This is a genomic window from Streptomyces sp. NPDC051555 (assembly GCF_044454405.1).
GTDB lineage: Bacteria > Actinomycetota > Actinomycetes > Streptomycetales > Streptomycetaceae > Streptomyces.
This window is the reverse complement of record NZ_JBITDP010000003.1, coordinates 416,111-429,672: the sequence shown is the minus strand read 5'-3', so window position 1 is coordinate 429,672 and position 13,562 is coordinate 416,111. Positions and strand designations below refer to the sequence as shown.

At 67.2% G+C, this 13,562-nt stretch carries 18 protein-coding genes; all 18 read right to left on the bottom strand.

Annotated features, from left to right (window positions below; translation table 11 throughout):
- Positions 1–151: 151 nt before the first annotated feature.
- On the bottom strand, positions 152–1,399 hold the full coding sequence (locus tag ACIBEA_RS10450; RefSeq protein WP_399259416.1) for a glycosyltransferase family 87 protein: 1,248 nt from the start codon (positions 1,397–1,399) through the stop codon (positions 152–154).
- A 67-nt stretch (positions 1,400–1,466) separates the two neighbouring features.
- The gene (locus ACIBEA_RS10445; protein ID WP_399259415.1) at positions 1,467–3,095 is read right to left on the bottom strand and encodes an ABC-F family ATP-binding cassette domain-containing protein; all 1,629 of its coding nucleotides are present in this window, start codon (positions 3,093–3,095) and stop codon (positions 1,467–1,469) included.
- A 33-nt stretch (positions 3,096–3,128) separates the two neighbouring features.
- On the bottom strand, positions 3,129–3,980 hold the full coding sequence (truA, locus tag ACIBEA_RS10440; protein ID WP_399259414.1) for a tRNA pseudouridine(38-40) synthase TruA: 852 nt from the start codon (positions 3,978–3,980) through the stop codon (positions 3,129–3,131).
- 128 nt (positions 3,981–4,108) lie between these two features.
- Entirely contained in the window at positions 4,109–4,582 is a 474-nt protein-coding gene (rplQ, locus tag ACIBEA_RS10435) for a 50S ribosomal protein L17 (protein WP_354383007.1), read from the bottom strand.
- Positions 4,583–4,661: 79 nt separating this feature from the next.
- A complete protein-coding gene (locus tag ACIBEA_RS10430) occupies positions 4,662–5,684 on the bottom strand; it encodes a DNA-directed RNA polymerase subunit alpha (RefSeq protein WP_283521070.1) in 1,023 nt (340 codons plus the stop codon).
- A gap of 211 nt (positions 5,685–5,895) precedes the next feature.
- A complete protein-coding gene (gene rpsK / locus ACIBEA_RS10425; RefSeq protein WP_006376016.1) occupies positions 5,896–6,300 on the bottom strand; it encodes a 30S ribosomal protein S11 in 405 nt (134 codons plus the stop codon).
- A gap of 66 nt (positions 6,301–6,366) precedes the next feature.
- Positions 6,367–6,747 (bottom strand): 30S ribosomal protein S13, encoded by a 381-nt coding sequence (gene rpsM, locus ACIBEA_RS10420; protein ID WP_399259413.1) that lies wholly within the window; start codon positions 6,745–6,747, stop codon positions 6,367–6,369.
- 199 nt (positions 6,748–6,946) lie between these two features.
- Complete coding sequence (gene rpmJ / locus ACIBEA_RS10415) at positions 6,947–7,060, bottom strand: 50S ribosomal protein L36 (protein WP_003956441.1); 114 nt, start codon at positions 7,058–7,060, stop codon at positions 6,947–6,949.
- Between the two features lie 73 nt (positions 7,061–7,133).
- Positions 7,134–7,355: a translation initiation factor IF-1 gene (infA, locus tag ACIBEA_RS10410; RefSeq protein ID WP_003956442.1), complete on the bottom strand. Its 222-nt coding sequence runs from the start codon at positions 7,353–7,355 to the stop codon at positions 7,134–7,136.
- Positions 7,356–7,696: 341 nt separating this feature from the next.
- The gene (gene map, locus ACIBEA_RS10405; RefSeq protein ID WP_330332037.1) at positions 7,697–8,548 is read right to left on the bottom strand and encodes a type I methionyl aminopeptidase; all 852 of its coding nucleotides are present in this window, start codon (positions 8,546–8,548) and stop codon (positions 7,697–7,699) included.
- 103 nt (positions 8,549–8,651) lie between these two features.
- The gene (locus ACIBEA_RS10400) at positions 8,652–9,299 is read right to left on the bottom strand and encodes an adenylate kinase (RefSeq protein ID WP_399259412.1); all 648 of its coding nucleotides are present in this window, start codon (positions 9,297–9,299) and stop codon (positions 8,652–8,654) included.
- Positions 9,299–10,612 (bottom strand): preprotein translocase subunit SecY, encoded by a 1,314-nt coding sequence (gene secY, locus ACIBEA_RS10395; protein WP_399259411.1) that lies wholly within the window; start codon positions 10,610–10,612, stop codon positions 9,299–9,301. The genes ACIBEA_RS10400 and secY overlap by 1 nt, the downstream gene beginning before the upstream one ends.
- A gap of 186 nt (positions 10,613–10,798) precedes the next feature.
- Positions 10,799–11,254, bottom strand: coding sequence for a 50S ribosomal protein L15 (rplO, locus tag ACIBEA_RS10390; RefSeq protein WP_399259410.1), 456 nt, complete (start codon positions 11,252–11,254; stop codon positions 10,799–10,801).
- Between the two features lies 1 nt (position 11,255).
- A complete protein-coding gene (gene rpmD / locus ACIBEA_RS10385; RefSeq protein ID WP_053682614.1) occupies positions 11,256–11,438 on the bottom strand; it encodes a 50S ribosomal protein L30 in 183 nt (60 codons plus the stop codon).
- Positions 11,438–12,043: a 30S ribosomal protein S5 gene (gene rpsE / locus ACIBEA_RS10380; protein WP_214946843.1), complete on the bottom strand. Its 606-nt coding sequence runs from the start codon at positions 12,041–12,043 to the stop codon at positions 11,438–11,440. The genes rpmD and rpsE overlap by 1 nt, the downstream gene beginning before the upstream one ends.
- A 45-nt stretch (positions 12,044–12,088) precedes the next feature.
- Positions 12,089–12,472, bottom strand: coding sequence for a 50S ribosomal protein L18 (rplR, locus tag ACIBEA_RS10375; protein ID WP_030026334.1), 384 nt, complete (start codon positions 12,470–12,472; stop codon positions 12,089–12,091).
- Between the two features lie 2 nt (positions 12,473–12,474).
- Positions 12,475–13,014, bottom strand: a complete 540-nt coding sequence (gene rplF / locus ACIBEA_RS10370; protein ID WP_399259409.1) for a 50S ribosomal protein L6 — start codon at positions 13,012–13,014, stop codon at positions 12,475–12,477.
- A gap of 20 nt (positions 13,015–13,034) precedes the next feature.
- Entirely contained in the window at positions 13,035–13,433 is a 399-nt protein-coding gene (gene rpsH, locus ACIBEA_RS10365; RefSeq protein ID WP_008739698.1) for a 30S ribosomal protein S8, read from the bottom strand.
- Between the last annotated feature and the right edge of the window lie 129 nt (positions 13,434–13,562).

Below are 13,562 nucleotides of genomic sequence, written 5' to 3'. Positions count from 1 at the left end.
ATCACGACAGCCCTGGTCCACAACGGGGACGCAACCCGTGTGTACCGCTGGTCATCGGCCCGGTGGACCGGCGTAAGGGCCCTTTCACGTGAGAATGAACAAGCCAATACGCATAACGAACCAGCAGGATACCCGTGATGCCCCGGACGGGTCAAAACGCCGGACGAGCTCCTGCATCCGCAGGCTCGTCGGCGCGAGCGCGACCGGGCACGGCTCCTGCCGTTCGTACGTCATCAAGGTTAACCCGAGTCGGAGCCGTACACCTCCGCATCAGCGTGATCGCGAGCACGCCCAGGGTGAAGAAGTCCTTGAAGGCGCGCCGCTTGTGCTCCAGCTCAGCGGGCCACGGCACCCCCGCGACCTGGGGCCCGATACCCACCCAGAACCAGGGAGAACGCACCATCGAGTCCTCCCGCACCACCGACGCCAGCAACAGCGGGAGCACCACCAGCAGGTAGTGGTCGAAAGACGGCCGCGACACCAGGAATGCGGCGAGCATCACCATGCAGCCCGTCTCCGCCAGCCGCATCTGACCGGTGTCCCGGTCGTCCCTACGGCGCCACCTGCACCAGACCGCCCAGAGCCCGCCCAGCGCCCCCGCGAACGCCACCAGCACCGCCACCGGCTGCGGCACCCCCAGCCGCGGCAGCACGGCGATCGGCGAGGCGTCCCAGGGCAGCGCGTAGGCGTCCTGCCCCTGGAGCAGGAACGGCAGCGTCTTGGTGAAGAACAGGCTCGGGCTCGGCATCATCAGGGCCCCCGCCAGCGAGAGCCCCAGCGGCACCAGCACCGCGATCGCCAGCCCCCGCCACTGGCGCGCCAGCAGGAACAACAGCCCCACCGGCACCAGCATCGGCTTGCACGCGATCGCGAGGCCCACCACCAGCCCGGCCGCTCCCCACGACCTGCGGTGCGCGAGGAGCAGCGCGAGCGGCAGGGAGGCGGCCGAGATCGCCGTCCAGTTCCCGATCATCACCAGGTTCGCGTACGGCTTGTAACCGATGGCGAAGAGCGCGAAACCGCCCACCGCGAAGCGGGAGCGCAGCGGCACCGAGAACAGCTTCAGCGCCGCCCACCAGCCCAGCGCCAGCAGCCCCGACATCACCAGCGGCAGCACCCAGCGCAGCACCGGCATCGGCAGCAGCGCCTCCGGCACCGCCATCAGCACCGCGCTGGGCAGGTACAGGAAGCGCTTGTCCTCGTACGGGGAACCGCCCGACAGCAGGGTGTCCGCGGCCTTCACCACGAAGGCGTTGTCCGAGCCCCAGTTGTCCCGCAGGCTCATCGACACGGCGATGCCCAGCACGACGGTCAGGGAGACGGCCTTCCACGACCGCGGCGCCGGTCGCAGCAGCCAGTCGACGGCCCGGTTCGCGGAGCCCCACTTGTCCCACTTCATGAGCCAGATGCTAGGCCGCAGGCCCACAACGCCTCCCCCTCGACTCGCACGGGGGCGGTCTTCCCCCTCAGCGCTTCCGGTCGACCCTACGTTCGTCCCACACGGGCTCCTGAGTCTCCCGTACAACACCGTCCGAACCGAAGACCAAATAACGGTCAAAAGTACGGGCGAACCAGCGGTCGTGCGTGACGCACAGCACAGTGCCGTCGTAGCTCTCCAGGCCGTCCTGGAGCGCCTCCGCCGACTCCAGGTCCAGGTTGTCCGTCGGCTCGTCCAGCAGCAGCGCGGTGGTGCCGGCCAGCTCCAGGAGGAGGATCTGGAAACGCGCCTGCTGCCCGCCGGAGAGCTTCTCGAAGGGCTGCTCGCCCTGTCGCTCCAGCTCGTAGCGGCGCAGCGCGCCCATCGCCTGGCCCAGCGGCTTCGCCGCCTCCGTCCACAGGATGTCGACCAGGGTGCGGCCGAAGAGCTCGGGGTGCGCGTGCGTCTGCGCGAAGTGGCCCGGGGCCACCCGCGCGCCCAGCTTCCACGTACCCGTGTGCGTGACGTCCTCGCCCGCCAGCAGCCGCAGGAAGTGCGACTTGCCCGAGCCGTTCGAACCCAGCACCGCGACCCGCTCGCCGTAGAAGACCTCCAGCGAGAACGGCTTCATCAGGCCGGTCAGCTCCAGGTTCTCCACCGTGACCGCGCGCACGCCGGTCCGGCCGCCCTTGAGCCGCATCTTGATGTCCTGCTCGCGCGGCGGCTCCGGCGGCGGACCCGCGTCCTCGAACTTCTTGAAGCGGGTCTGCATCGCGTGGTACCGCGAGGCCATGTCCGGGCTGATCGCGGCCTGGTTGCGCAGGCGCAGCACCAGGGCCTTCAGCCGGGCGTGCTCCTCGTCCCAGCGCCGTTTGAGCTCCTCGAAGCGCGCGAAGCGCTCCTTGCGGGCGTCGTGGTAGGTGTCGAAGCCGGCGCCGTGCACCCAGACGTCGGAGCCCGTCGGGCTCGCCTCCAGGCTGATGATCTTCTCGGCGCCCCGGGTCAGCAGCTCCCGGTCGTGCGACACGAACAGCACGGTCTTGCGGGTGGCCTTGAGCTGCTCCTCCAGCCACCGCTTGCCGGGCACGTCCAGGTAGTTGTCCGGCTCGTCGAGGAGCAGCACCTCGTCCGGACCGCGCAGCAGCGCCTCCAGGACGAGCCGCTTCTGCTCACCGCCCGACAGCGTGCGCACCTCGCGGAACTGCGCGCTGTCGTACGGGATCGACAGCGCGGCCATCGTGCAGACGTCCCACAGGGTCTCCGCCTCGTAGCCCTGGACGTCCGCCCAGTCGCTCAGCGCCTGGGCGTAGGCCATCTGCGCGGCCTCGTCGTCGACCGTCAAGATCAGGTGCTCGGCCCGGTCGACGGCCTTCGCCGCCTCCCGGATCCGCGGCTGGGCCACCGAGACCAGCAGGTCGCGGACGGTGGTCTCGTCCCGGACCGAGCCGACGAACTGCGACATCACACCGAGCCCGCCGGTGACGACGACCCCGCCGCCGTGCGGCCGGAGCTCACCGGAGATCAGCTTCAGCAGGGTGGTCTTACCGGCTCCGTTCGCCCCGACCAGGGCGACCACGGAGCCCTCCCCCACCCGGAAGGAGACGTCGGGAAGCAGTACCCGCCCGTCGGGAAGGTAATACTCCAGATGACTCGCTTCGAGATGTCCCATGTCGGGCATTGTCCCGGTCCGCCCACCATCCGCCCAAACGGATTAGCAGCAGCCCGACCCCGGCAGCGTCCGCACGTTGCGCGCCTCCTTGCTCCGCGCGGCGAGCAGCTCGTCCGCCGGGTAGCCGACCTCTTCGAGGGTCAGCCCGTGCGGACGTACGACGTGCACGGAGGAATCGCGCACCGCGGCCTCCAGCACCTTCCCCGGCCACTCCACCGGCCGGTGCCCGTCGCCGACGTGCAGCAGCGCCCCCACCAGGGACCGCACCATGTTGTGGCAGAAGGCGTCGGCGCGCACGGTCGCGGTGACGATCCCCTCCGCGTCCCGCACCCAGCTGAGCTGCTGGAGCGTACGGATGGTCGTCGCGCCCTCGCGCTTCTTGCAGTAGGCGGCGAAGTCGTGCTCGCCGAGCAGCGGCCGCGCGGCCTCGTTCATGGCGTCCACGTCCAGCGGCCAGGAGTGCCACAGCACGTGCCCGCGGCGCAGCGGGTCCACCCCGGCCGTGTGGTCGGCCACCCGGTAGGCGTACCGGCGCCAGATGGCCGAGAAGCGCGCGTTGAAGCCGGCGGGGGCCTCGGCGACCTTCCACACCCGGATGTCGTGCGGCAGCCGCCCCGCGAGCCGGCGCAGCAGCTTGTCGTGGTGCTCGGCCCACACCTCTTCGGCCACGTCGAACTGGGCGACCTGGCCGCGCGCGTGGACGCCCGCGTCCGTACGCCCGGCCACGGTCAGCTCGACCCGGTCCGGCAACCGCATGACGGTCGTCAGGGCCGACTCCAGCTCGCCCTGCACGGTCCGCAGCGTCCGCTGCTTCGCCCAGCCGGAGAAGTCCTTGCCGTCGTAGCTCAGGTCCAGCCGCACCCGGACGTGCCCGGGCTCCACCTCGTCACTCACGTGACCGATCCTCTCAGCTGCTGCGTCGTTCCGAAGCCGCGTGTTTCCAACCACACATGCAGAACGGGCCCGCCCCGGGAAGGGGCGGGCCCGTTCAGAGCCGTTCAAGCAAGCGAGATCCCGGAGGATCAGGCCTCCTTGGTCTCCTCGGCGGGGGTCTCGACGGCCTCGGCCTTGGCCTCCGCCTCCTTGACCGCGCGCTTCGTGGCAGCCTCGGCCTCACCGGTGGCGACCTGCGCCACGGTCAGGGCCTCGACCAGCTCGATGACCGCCATCGGGGCGTTGTCGCCACGACGGTTGCCGATCTTGGTGATGCGCGTGTAACCACCGGGGCGGTTCTCGTAGCGCGGGGCGATCTCGGTGAAGAGCGTGTGCACGATGCTCTTGTCCGTGATCGTCTGCAGCACCAGGCGACGGTTGTGGATGTCGCCCTTCTTGGCCTTGGTCACCAGACGCTCGGCGTAGGGACGCAGGCGGCGGGCCTTGGCCTCGGTGGTGGTGATGCGGCCGTGCTCGAAGAGCGCCTTCGCGAGGTTCGCGAGGAGGTGCTTCTCGTGCGCGGCGCTGCCGCCCAGACGGGCACCCTTTGCGGGACGCGGCATGGTCTTACTCCTTCATATCTGCACCGGCCGTGTCAGGTACCGGTGTCAGTTCCCCCGGGGCGGACGCCCCGGGAAAGTTCTAGTACTGCTCGGTCTCGACGAAGCCGGCGTCGGCGTCGTCGTCCGCGCCGAAGGCGTCGGCGGCAGCGGTCGGGTCGAATCCGGGCGGGCTGTCCTTGAGGGCCAGGCCCATCCCGGCGAGCTTCGCCTTGACCTCGTCGATCGACTTCGCACCGAAGTTGCGGATGTCGAGCAGGTCGGCCTCGGAGCGGGCCACGAGCTCGCCCACCGAGTGGATGCCCTCGCGCTTGAGGCAGTTGTACGAGCGGACCGTGAGCTCCAGCTCCTCGATCGGCAGCGCCAGATCGGCGGCCAGGGCCGCGTCCGTCGGCGAGGGGCCCATGTCGATGCCCTCGGCGTCGATGTTGAGCTCGCGGGCCAGACCGAACAGCTCGACCAGGGTCTTACCGGCGGACGCCATGGCGTCGCGCGGGCGCATGGCCTGCTTGGTCTCGACGTCGACGATGAGCTTGTCGAAGTCGGTGCGCTGCTCGACTCGGGTCGCCTCGACCTTGTAGGTGACCTTCAGCACGGGGCTGTAGATGGAGTCGATCGGGATGCGACCGATCTCCTGGCCGACCTGCTTGTTCTGGACGGCGGAGACGTAGCCGCGACCGCGCTCGACGGTCAGCTCCATCTCCAGCTTGCCCTTGCCGTTGAGCGTGGCGAGGACCAGGTCCGGGTTGTGCACCTCGACACCGGCCGGGGGCGCGATGTCGGCGGCGGTGACCAGGCCGGGACCCTGCTTGCGCAGGTACATCACGACGGGCTCGTCGTGCTCCGAGGAGACGACCAGCTGCTTGATGTTGAGGATGAGGTCGGTGACGTCTTCCTTGACACCCGGCACGGTGGTGAACTCGTGCAGGACGCCGTCCACGCGGATGCTGGTGACAGCGGCACCCGGGATCGAGGACAGGAGCGTGCGGCGGAGCGAGTTGCCGAGGGTGTAACCGAAGCCCGGCTCGAGCGGCTCGATCACGAACCGCGAGCGGTACTCGTCGACGACCTCTTCGGTCAGCGACGGACGCTGAGCGATAAGCATGTGTGTGTTCCTTCAGTCGTGGACGCCCACTATTTGACGTCCTACGGGCACTACGTACAGCAAGGGTACGGGCGACACGTCCCCCGGAGGGGTCGTGCCGCCCGGAACCTCAAGAGCACACGGCGTACGCGTTCACGTACGTCAAGCGCGCTGCGTCAGACGCGGCGGCGCGGATCATCCCCGCGGAAGCGGGGTCGAGCGCCGCCCCGGATCAGACGCGACGACGCTTCGGCGGGCGGCAACCGTTGTGCGGGGTGGGGGTGACGTCCTGGATCGAGCCGACCTCGAGGCCAGTGGCCTGGAGGGAGCGGATCGCGGTCTCGCGGCCGGAGCCCGGACCCTTGACGAAGACGTCGACCTTGCGCATGCCGTGCTCCTGCGCGCGACGGGCGGCCGACTCAGCGGCCATCTGCGCGGCGAAGGGGGTGGACTTGCGCGAGCCCTTGAAGCCGACGTGGCCGGCGGAGGCCCAAGAAATCACGTTGCCCGCGGGGTCCGTGATCGAAACGATGGTGTTGTTGAACGTGCTCTTGATGTGGGCATGCCCGTGAGCGACGTTCTTCTTTTCCTTGCGGCGCACCTTCTTGGCAGCGCCCTGACGACCCTTGGGGGGCATCTATATCTCCTACGGGAGGTGGTCGGTCCTACAGCGAAGACCGCTGAGTAAGCGTCCGGCTGAGGACTACTTCTTGCCCGGCTTCTTCTTACCGGCGATCGCGCGACGCGGGCCCTTGCGGGTACGAGCGTTCGTGCTGGTGCGCTGACCGTGCACGGGCAGGCCACGACGGTGGCGGATGCCCTGGTAGCACTGGATCTCGACCTTGCGGCGGATGTCAGCCTGGATCTCGCGGCGGAGGTCACCCTCGGTGCGGAGGTTGGCGTCCACGTACTCGCGGATCTTGACCAGGTCCTCTTCGGCCAGGTCACGAACGCGGGTGTCGGGGTTCACACCGGTGGCCTCAAGGATTTCCTTGGACCGGGTGCGACCGACACCGAAGACGTAGGTAAGTGCGATCTCCACACGCTTTTCGCGCGGGATGTCAACACCGGAAACGCGTGCCATTCAATGGCTCCTGTGTGTTCGGGGGTCTTCAGCAGAACCGAACCCCGGCCGCCGACCACACCTGTTGGGTGGTGGTACGTCCGGGTCCCCGGCCCCCGCCGGAGGTGCCGCCGGCCCTGGTCGGGGCTAGGCGGGTTCTGCGTATGTACTTTTCTTACGTCGCGCGAAGAACTGCGGAAGGCAGGTCGGTCGGCGTGCGTCAGCCCTGGCGCTGCTTGTGGCGCAGGTTGTCGCAGATGACCATGACCCGACCGTGACGGCGGATCACCTTGCACTTGTCGCAGATCTTCTTGACGCTCGGCTTGACCTTCATGTTGGTGAGGTTCTCCGGGTCAGTGCCACCACCCGCACCGGGACGGATGCCCAGGCAGGAGTGAGGACAAGATCTACTTGTATCGGTAGACGATCCGGCCACGCGTCAGGTCGTACGGAGACAGCTCCACAACGACCCGGTCATCCGGCAGGATGCGGATGTAGTGCATCCGCATCTTTCCGCTGATGTGCGCGAGGACCTTGTGACCGTTCTGGAGTTCCACCTTGAACATCGCGTTCGGGAGGGACTCGATCACGGTGCCCTCGATTTCGATGGCACCTTGCTTCTTGGCCACGCTTCGCCTTTCGAATCGGCTACCTTGATCAGCTCCGCGCCCATGCAGGGCATGGAAATGCACGAGAGCCGACGAGTCAGTCTACGTCAGGGCACCCAGAAAGACGAATCCGGAAAGTGTGCCCCGAAGTGTAGATCATTAACCAGTGGGGTCCCCCCAGGGCCGCTAGGCCCGAGGGGACGGGTCGGGAGCCGTGGTGATCCCGTACTCCGCCAGCTTCGCCTTGCCGCAGCACCACTCCTGGACGCCGCGCTCGCGGGCTCGGCGCCGGGGCGCCTCACAAGCTTCGCGTGGCTGCGTCGGACTCCGTCCGCCCAAAGGGCACCGCGGCCGGGAGCCGGCTAGCCCAAGGGGTCCGGGGCGGTCGTGACTCCGTACTCCGCCAGCTTCGCCTTGCCGCAGTCCGGCGAGGTCAGGACGATGGGGCCGGCCTCGGTCAGCGCGATGGAGTGCTCCCAGTGGGAGGACCAGGTGCCGTCGGTCGTGATGACGGTCCAGTCGTCCGCCAGGACCTCCGTCTGGGCGGTGCCCAGGGAGACCATGGGCTCGATCGCCAGGCAGACGCCCGGGACCAGCTTGATCCCCTTGCCCCGCTTGCGCGAGACGTAGTTCAGCAGGTGGGGGTCCATGTGCATCTCGGACCCGATGCCGTGGCCGCCGTAGTCCTCGATGATCCCGAACTTGCCGAGGCTGTGCTCACCGGTGGTCGGCCGCGGCTGGCGCTTGATGTAGGTCTCGATCGCCTTGGAGATGTCCACGAGGCGGTTGCCGAGCTTCATGGCGGCGATGCCCGCCCACATGGACTCCTCGGTCACCCGGGACAGCTCCACCAGCTCCGGCGCGTGCCCGGTGCCCACGAAGGCCGTGTAGGCGGCGTCGCCGTGCCAGCCGTCGATGATCGCGCCCGCGTCGATCGAGATGATGTCGCCGTCCTTGAGGACGGTCTTGTCGTCCGGGATGCCGTGGACGACGACCTCGTTGACCGAGGTGCAGATGGTCGCGGGGAACCCGCCGTAGCCGAGGAAGTTCGACTTCGCTCCGGCGTCGGCGATCACCTTGCGCGCGACCATGTCCAGGTCCCGCGTCGTGGCGCCCGGCACGGCCGCCTCACGGGTGGCGGCGTGAATGGCGGCGACGACCAGTCCGGCCTCCCGCATCTTCGCGATCTGCTCGGGGGTCTTCAGCTGGACCATGAACGTGCCTTCCACCTTCGGGTCGGGATCGTCGATCGGGTTCTTACAACAGTACGGCCGCGGTGCCCAGTGGACACCGCGGCCGGTACGTGCGGAGCGGGAACTACTTCTTCAGGGCGTCCATCGCGCGCTGCGTGACGTCCTTGACCTCGCCGAGGGCGGGGATCGTCACGAGCAGGCCCTGGGCCTTGTAGAAGTCGATGATCGGCTCGGTCTGCGTGTGGTAGACGTCGAGGCGGTTGCGCACCGTCGCCTCGGAGTCGTCCTCGCGCAGGTAGAGCTCGCCACCGCACACGTCGCACACGCCCGCGACCTTCGGCGGGGCGTAGTCGACGTGGAAGATGTGCTTGTTGTCGTTGCGGCAGGTCCGACGACCGGCGATCCGCTTCACGACCTCGTCCTCCTCGACCTCCAGGTCGAGTACGGCGTCGAGCTTGATGCCCTGTGCCTTGAGGATCACGTCCAGCGCCTCGGCCTGGGAGACGTTGCGCGGGAAGCCGTCGAGCAGGAAGCCGTTCTCGGCGTCCGGCTGCTCCATCCGGTCCTTGGCCATGTCGATCGTGACCTCGTCGGGAACGAGGTCGCCCTTCGACATGTAGGCCTGCGCACGCTGGCCCAGCTCGGTCTTCTGGCTGATGTTCGCGCGGAACAGGTCGCCCGTGGAGATGTGCGGGATGGACAGGGTCTCGGCAAGCACGGTGGCCTGCGTTCCCTTGCCCGCACCAGGAGGTCCGACGAGGACGATACGCATCAGCGGAGGAACCCTTCGTAATTGCGCTGCTGGAGCTGGCTCTCGATCTGCTTCACGGTCTCCAGACCCACACCCACGATGATCAGGATGCTCGTCCCGCCGAACGGGAAGTTCTGGTTCGCGCCGAAGCCGGCCAACGCCATCGTCGGCACAAGAGCGATGAGTCCCAGGTACAGCGACCCCGGCCAGGTGATCCGGTTGAGCACGTAGCTCAGGTACTCGGCGGTGGGTCGACCTGCCCGGATGCCCGGGATGAACCCACCATACTTCTTCATGTTGTCTGCAACTTCCTCGGGGTTGAACGAGATCGCCACATAGAAGAATGCGAAGAACACGATCAGGAGGAAGTAGGCCGCGATGTAGTACGGGTGGTCGCCCTTGACGAAGTGCGCCTGGATCCAGGTGGCCCAGCCCGCCTTCGAGCCGCTGAACTGGACGATCAGGGCCGGGATGTAGAGCAGCGACGAGGCGAAGATGACGGGGATGACACCCGCCTGGTTCACCTTGAGCGGGATGTAGGTCGAGGTGCCGCCGTACGCACGACGCCCGATCATCCGCTTCGCGTACTGCACCGGGATCCGGCGTTGGGCCTGCTCCACGAAGACCACGAGGGCCACCATCGCGAGGCCGACCAGGATGACCACGCCGAACTCGACCCAGCCACCGGCGATCTTGCCCTGGAGCTTGATGGTCCACAGGGCACTGACGAAGCCCGCGGCGATCGAGATGAACATGAGGATCGACATGCCGTTGCCGATGCCGCGGTCGGTGATGAGCTCACCGAGCCACATGACGACGCAGGTACCGGCGGTCATGGTGATCACCATGGTGACCATGGTGAAGATCGAGCGGTCCGGGACGATCTTGCTGGCGACCTGGCAGCCCTGGAACAGGGCGCCGCTCTTGGCGGTGGCGACGAGGCCGGTGCCTTGGAGGATCGCGAGTGCGACCGTCAGATAGCGCGTGTACTGAGTGATCTTCGCCGTGCCGGACTGACCCTCTTTTTTGAGGTTCTCCAGCTTCGGGATGACCACGGTCAGCAGCTGCAGGATGATGCTCGCCGTGATGTAGGGCATGATGCCGAGCGCGAAGATCGTGATCTGCAGCAGCGCACCGCCGCTGAACATGTTGACGAGGCCGAAGAGGCTGTTGCTGCTGCCTGCGGCCTGGACACAGATCTGAACGTTCTTGTAGCTCACGCCGGGTACCGGGATATGGGACCCGAGCCGGAACAGCACGATGATGCCGAGCGTGAAGAGCAGCTTCTTGCGCAGGTCGGGCGTCTTGAACGCCCGGGCGAACGCGGTGAGCACGGTGCCTCCTGCGACCCCCGCGCTACTGCGTCAGAGGTGACGGTCTGAGGGATCGACGAATAAGACAAAGCAAAGGTGCAGGCCACCATACCGGCGAGATGGCCCGCCTAGGAACGACCAACCGGGGATGCCCCATATGTGAGGCATCCCCGGTCGGGTTTCTAGCTATAAATCACTGGGTTCGTCTTAGACGAGCTCGGTGACGGTGCCGCCAGCGGCAGCGATCTTCTCCTTGGCGGAGCCGGAGACGGCGTCAACCGAAACCTGCAGTGCCACGGAGATCTCGCCCTGGCCCAGGACCTTGACGAGGCAGTTCTTGCGAACCGCGCCCTTGGCGACCAGGTCGGCCACCGTGACGTCTCCACCCTCGGGGTAGAGAGCGCCGAGCTTGTCCAGGTTCACGACCTGGAACTCGGTGCGGAACGGGTTCTTGAAGCCCTTGAGCTTCGGCAGGCGCATGTGGAGGGGCATCTGCCCGCCCTCGAAGCGCTGCGGGATCTGGTAACGGGCCTTCTGGCCCTTCGTACCACGACCGGCCGTCTTACCCTTCGACGCCTCACCACGACCGACACGGGTCTTCGCGGTCTTGGCACCGGGGGCGGGACGGAGGTTGTGGGCCTTCAGCGGGCTGTTTTCAGCCATGTTAGTCAACCTCCTCAACCGTCACGAGGTGGCGGACGGTCTGCACCATTCCGCGGAACTCGGGGCGGTCCTCCTTGACGACGACGTCGTTCAGGCGCTTGAGCCCGAGCGAACGCAGCGTGTCGCGGTGGTTCTGCTTGCTACCGATGTACGACTTCGTCTGCGTGATCTTGAGACGGGCCATTACGCACCCGCTCCCGCAGCACGTGCACGCAGGAGGGCCGCGGGGGCGACGTCCTCGAGGGGCAGACCACGGCGAGCCGCGATCTCCTCGGGACGCTGCAGGCCCTTGAGGGCCGCCACGGTCGCGTGCACGATGTTGATCGCGTTGGAAGAACCGAGCGACTTCGACAGGATGTCGTGAACGCCGGCGCACTCCAGAACGGCGCGCACCGGGCCACCGGCGATAACACCGGTACCAGGGGACGCCGGCTTCAGCAGCACGACGCCCGCAGCGCGCTCGCCCGTGATCGGGTGAGGAATGGTGCCCTGGATGCGGGGAACCTTGAAGAAGGACTTCTTCGCTTCCTCGACACCCTTGGCGATGGCCGCGGGAACTTCCTTGGCCTTGCCGTAACCGACACCTACAGTGCCGTCACCGTCGCCCACCACGACCAGCGCGGTGAAGCTGAAGCGGCGACCACCCTTGACTACCTTGGCGACGCGGTTGATCGCGACAACGCGCTCAACGTAAGCGGTCTTCTCGGCGGCAGGGCCACCGTCGCGACCCTTCCGGTCCCGCCGCTCGCCGCCACCGGCACCGCTTCCGCGGCGCTGGGGTCCAGCCATTGGATTACCTCTCTCTGTTACGTCCGTTAGTCCCGGAACCGGGGCTTAGAACTTCAGCCCGGCTTCGCGGGCGGCGTCAGCCAGAGCGGCAATGCGCCCGGCGTATCGGTTGCCACCGCGGTCGAACACGACGGTCTCGACACCCGCAGCCTTGGCACGCTCGGCGACGAGCGCGCCGACAGCCTGGGCCTGAGCGCTCTTGTCGCCTTCGCCACCGCGGATCGAAGCGTCCAGGGTCGACGCGGACGCCAGGGTGTGACCCTGGAGGTCGTCGATGACCTGAGCAACGATGTTGCGGTTGGAACGCGTCACGACGAGGCGCGGACGCTCCGCCGTACCCGAGACGTTCTTGCGGATGCGGATGTGGCGGCGAGCCTTGGCGGCACGCTTGTACGCGTCGCCCTTGGCGATCTTCACACCGTATGCCATGGCTACTTACCAGCCTTTCCGACCTTGCGGCGGATGACTTCGCCGGCGTACTTGACACCCTTGGCCTTGTACGGGTCGGGCTTCCGCAGCTTGCGGATGTTGGCGGCGACCTCGCCGACCTTCTGCTTGTCGATGCCCTCGACCGTGAACTTGGTGGGCGACTCGACCTTGAAGGAGATGCCCTCGGGCGCCTCGATCAGGATCGGGTGGCTGTAACCAAGCTGGAACTCCAGGTTGGAGCCCTTCGCGGCGACGCGGTAACCGACACCGCTGATCTCGAGCGCCTTCACGTAACCCGCGGTCACGCCGGTGATCATGTTCGCCACCAGCGTGCGGGACAGGCCGTGCAGGGCCTTGTTCTGACGCTCGTCGTTGGGGCGCGTGACGGTGAGGACACCGTCTTCACCCTTAACGACACCGATGGGCGACGCGACGGTGTGCGAGAGGGAACCCTTGGGGCCCTTCACGGCGACCGTGCTGCCATCGATGGTGACGTCCACACCGGCGGGAACCTGGATGGGGAGCTTGCCGATTCGCGACATTGCTTTTCCTCCGTTCCCGACTACCAGACGTAGGCGAGGACTTCCCCACCTACGCCCTTCTTGCCTGCCTGCTGGCCAGTGAGCAGACCGTGGGACGTGGAGATGATCGCCACGCCCAGGCCGCCGAGCACCTTGGGCAGGTTGGTGGACTTCGCGTACACGCGCAGACCGGGCTTCGAGATCCGCTTGATGCCCGCGATGGAGCGCTCACGGTTCGGCCCGAACTTCAGCTCGAGGACGAGGTTCTTGCCGACCTCGGCGTCCTCGACCTTCCAGCCGGTGATGAAACCCTCTTGCTTGAGGATCTCCGCGATGTGCGACTTGATCTTGCTGTGCGGCATCACGACGGAGTCGTGGTACGCCGAGTTAGCGTTACGCAGACGAGTCAACATGTCTGCGATCGGGTCAGTCATGGTCATGAATCGGCCTTCGGCCTCTCTCGCCGGGGTTTCCTGTATGCGCCATCCCTCTCCCCACTCAGTGGCGGGACGGGTGCGGTGCGGGGACCTACGGCGTAGTAAGTCGTTATGGACGGCAGGCGCCCAACC

What these genes read in the sequence shown, in the direction of transcription:
- rpsM (WP_399259413.1), bottom strand. Translation starts at nt 6,747, where the DNA reads ATGGCACGCGTTTCCGGTGTTGACATCCCGCGCGAAAAGCGTGTGGAG.
- rpsK (WP_006376016.1), bottom strand. Translation starts at nt 6,300, where the DNA reads ATGCCCCCCAAGGGTCGTCAGGGCGCTGCCAAGAAGGTGCGCCGCAAG.
- rpsH (WP_008739698.1), bottom strand. Translation starts at nt 13,433, where the DNA reads ATGACCATGACTGACCCGATCGCAGACATGTTGACTCGTCTGCGTAAC.
- rplO (WP_399259410.1), bottom strand. Translation starts at nt 11,254, where the DNA reads ATGGCTGAAAACAGCCCGCTGAAGGCCCACAACCTCCGTCCCGCCCCC.
- rplF (WP_399259409.1), bottom strand. Translation starts at nt 13,014, where the DNA reads ATGTCGCGAATCGGCAAGCTCCCCATCCAGGTTCCCGCCGGTGTGGAC.
- map (WP_330332037.1), bottom strand. Translation starts at nt 8,548, where the DNA reads ATGGTCCAGCTGAAGACCCCCGAGCAGATCGCGAAGATGCGGGAGGCC.
- rplR (WP_030026334.1), bottom strand. Translation starts at nt 12,472, where the DNA reads ATGGCATACGGTGTGAAGATCGCCAAGGGCGACGCGTACAAGCGTGCC.
- ACIBEA_RS10450 (WP_399259416.1), bottom strand. Translation starts at nt 1,399, where the DNA reads ATGAAGTGGGACAAGTGGGGCTCCGCGAACCGGGCCGTCGACTGGCTG.
- rpmJ (WP_003956441.1), bottom strand. Translation starts at nt 7,060, where the DNA reads ATGAAGGTCAAGCCGAGCGTCAAGAAGATCTGCGACAAGTGCAAGGTG.
- ACIBEA_RS10430 (WP_283521070.1), bottom strand. Translation starts at nt 5,684, where the DNA reads ATGCTTATCGCTCAGCGTCCGTCGCTGACCGAAGAGGTCGTCGACGAG.
- ACIBEA_RS10445 (WP_399259415.1), bottom strand. Translation starts at nt 3,095, where the DNA reads ATGCCCGACATGGGACATCTCGAAGCGAGTCATCTGGAGTATTACCTT.
- ACIBEA_RS10400 (WP_399259412.1), bottom strand. Translation starts at nt 9,299, where the DNA reads ATGCGTATCGTCCTCGTCGGACCTCCTGGTGCGGGCAAGGGAACGCAG.
- rpsE (WP_214946843.1), bottom strand. Translation starts at nt 12,043, where the DNA reads ATGGCTGGACCCCAGCGCCGCGGAAGCGGTGCCGGTGGCGGCGAGCGG.
- rplQ (WP_354383007.1), bottom strand. Translation starts at nt 4,582, where the DNA reads ATGCCGCGTCCCGCAAAGGGTGCCCGTCTGGGCGGCAGCGCCGCGCAC.
- rpmD (WP_053682614.1), bottom strand. Translation starts at nt 11,438, where the DNA reads ATGGCCCGTCTCAAGATCACGCAGACGAAGTCGTACATCGGTAGCAAG.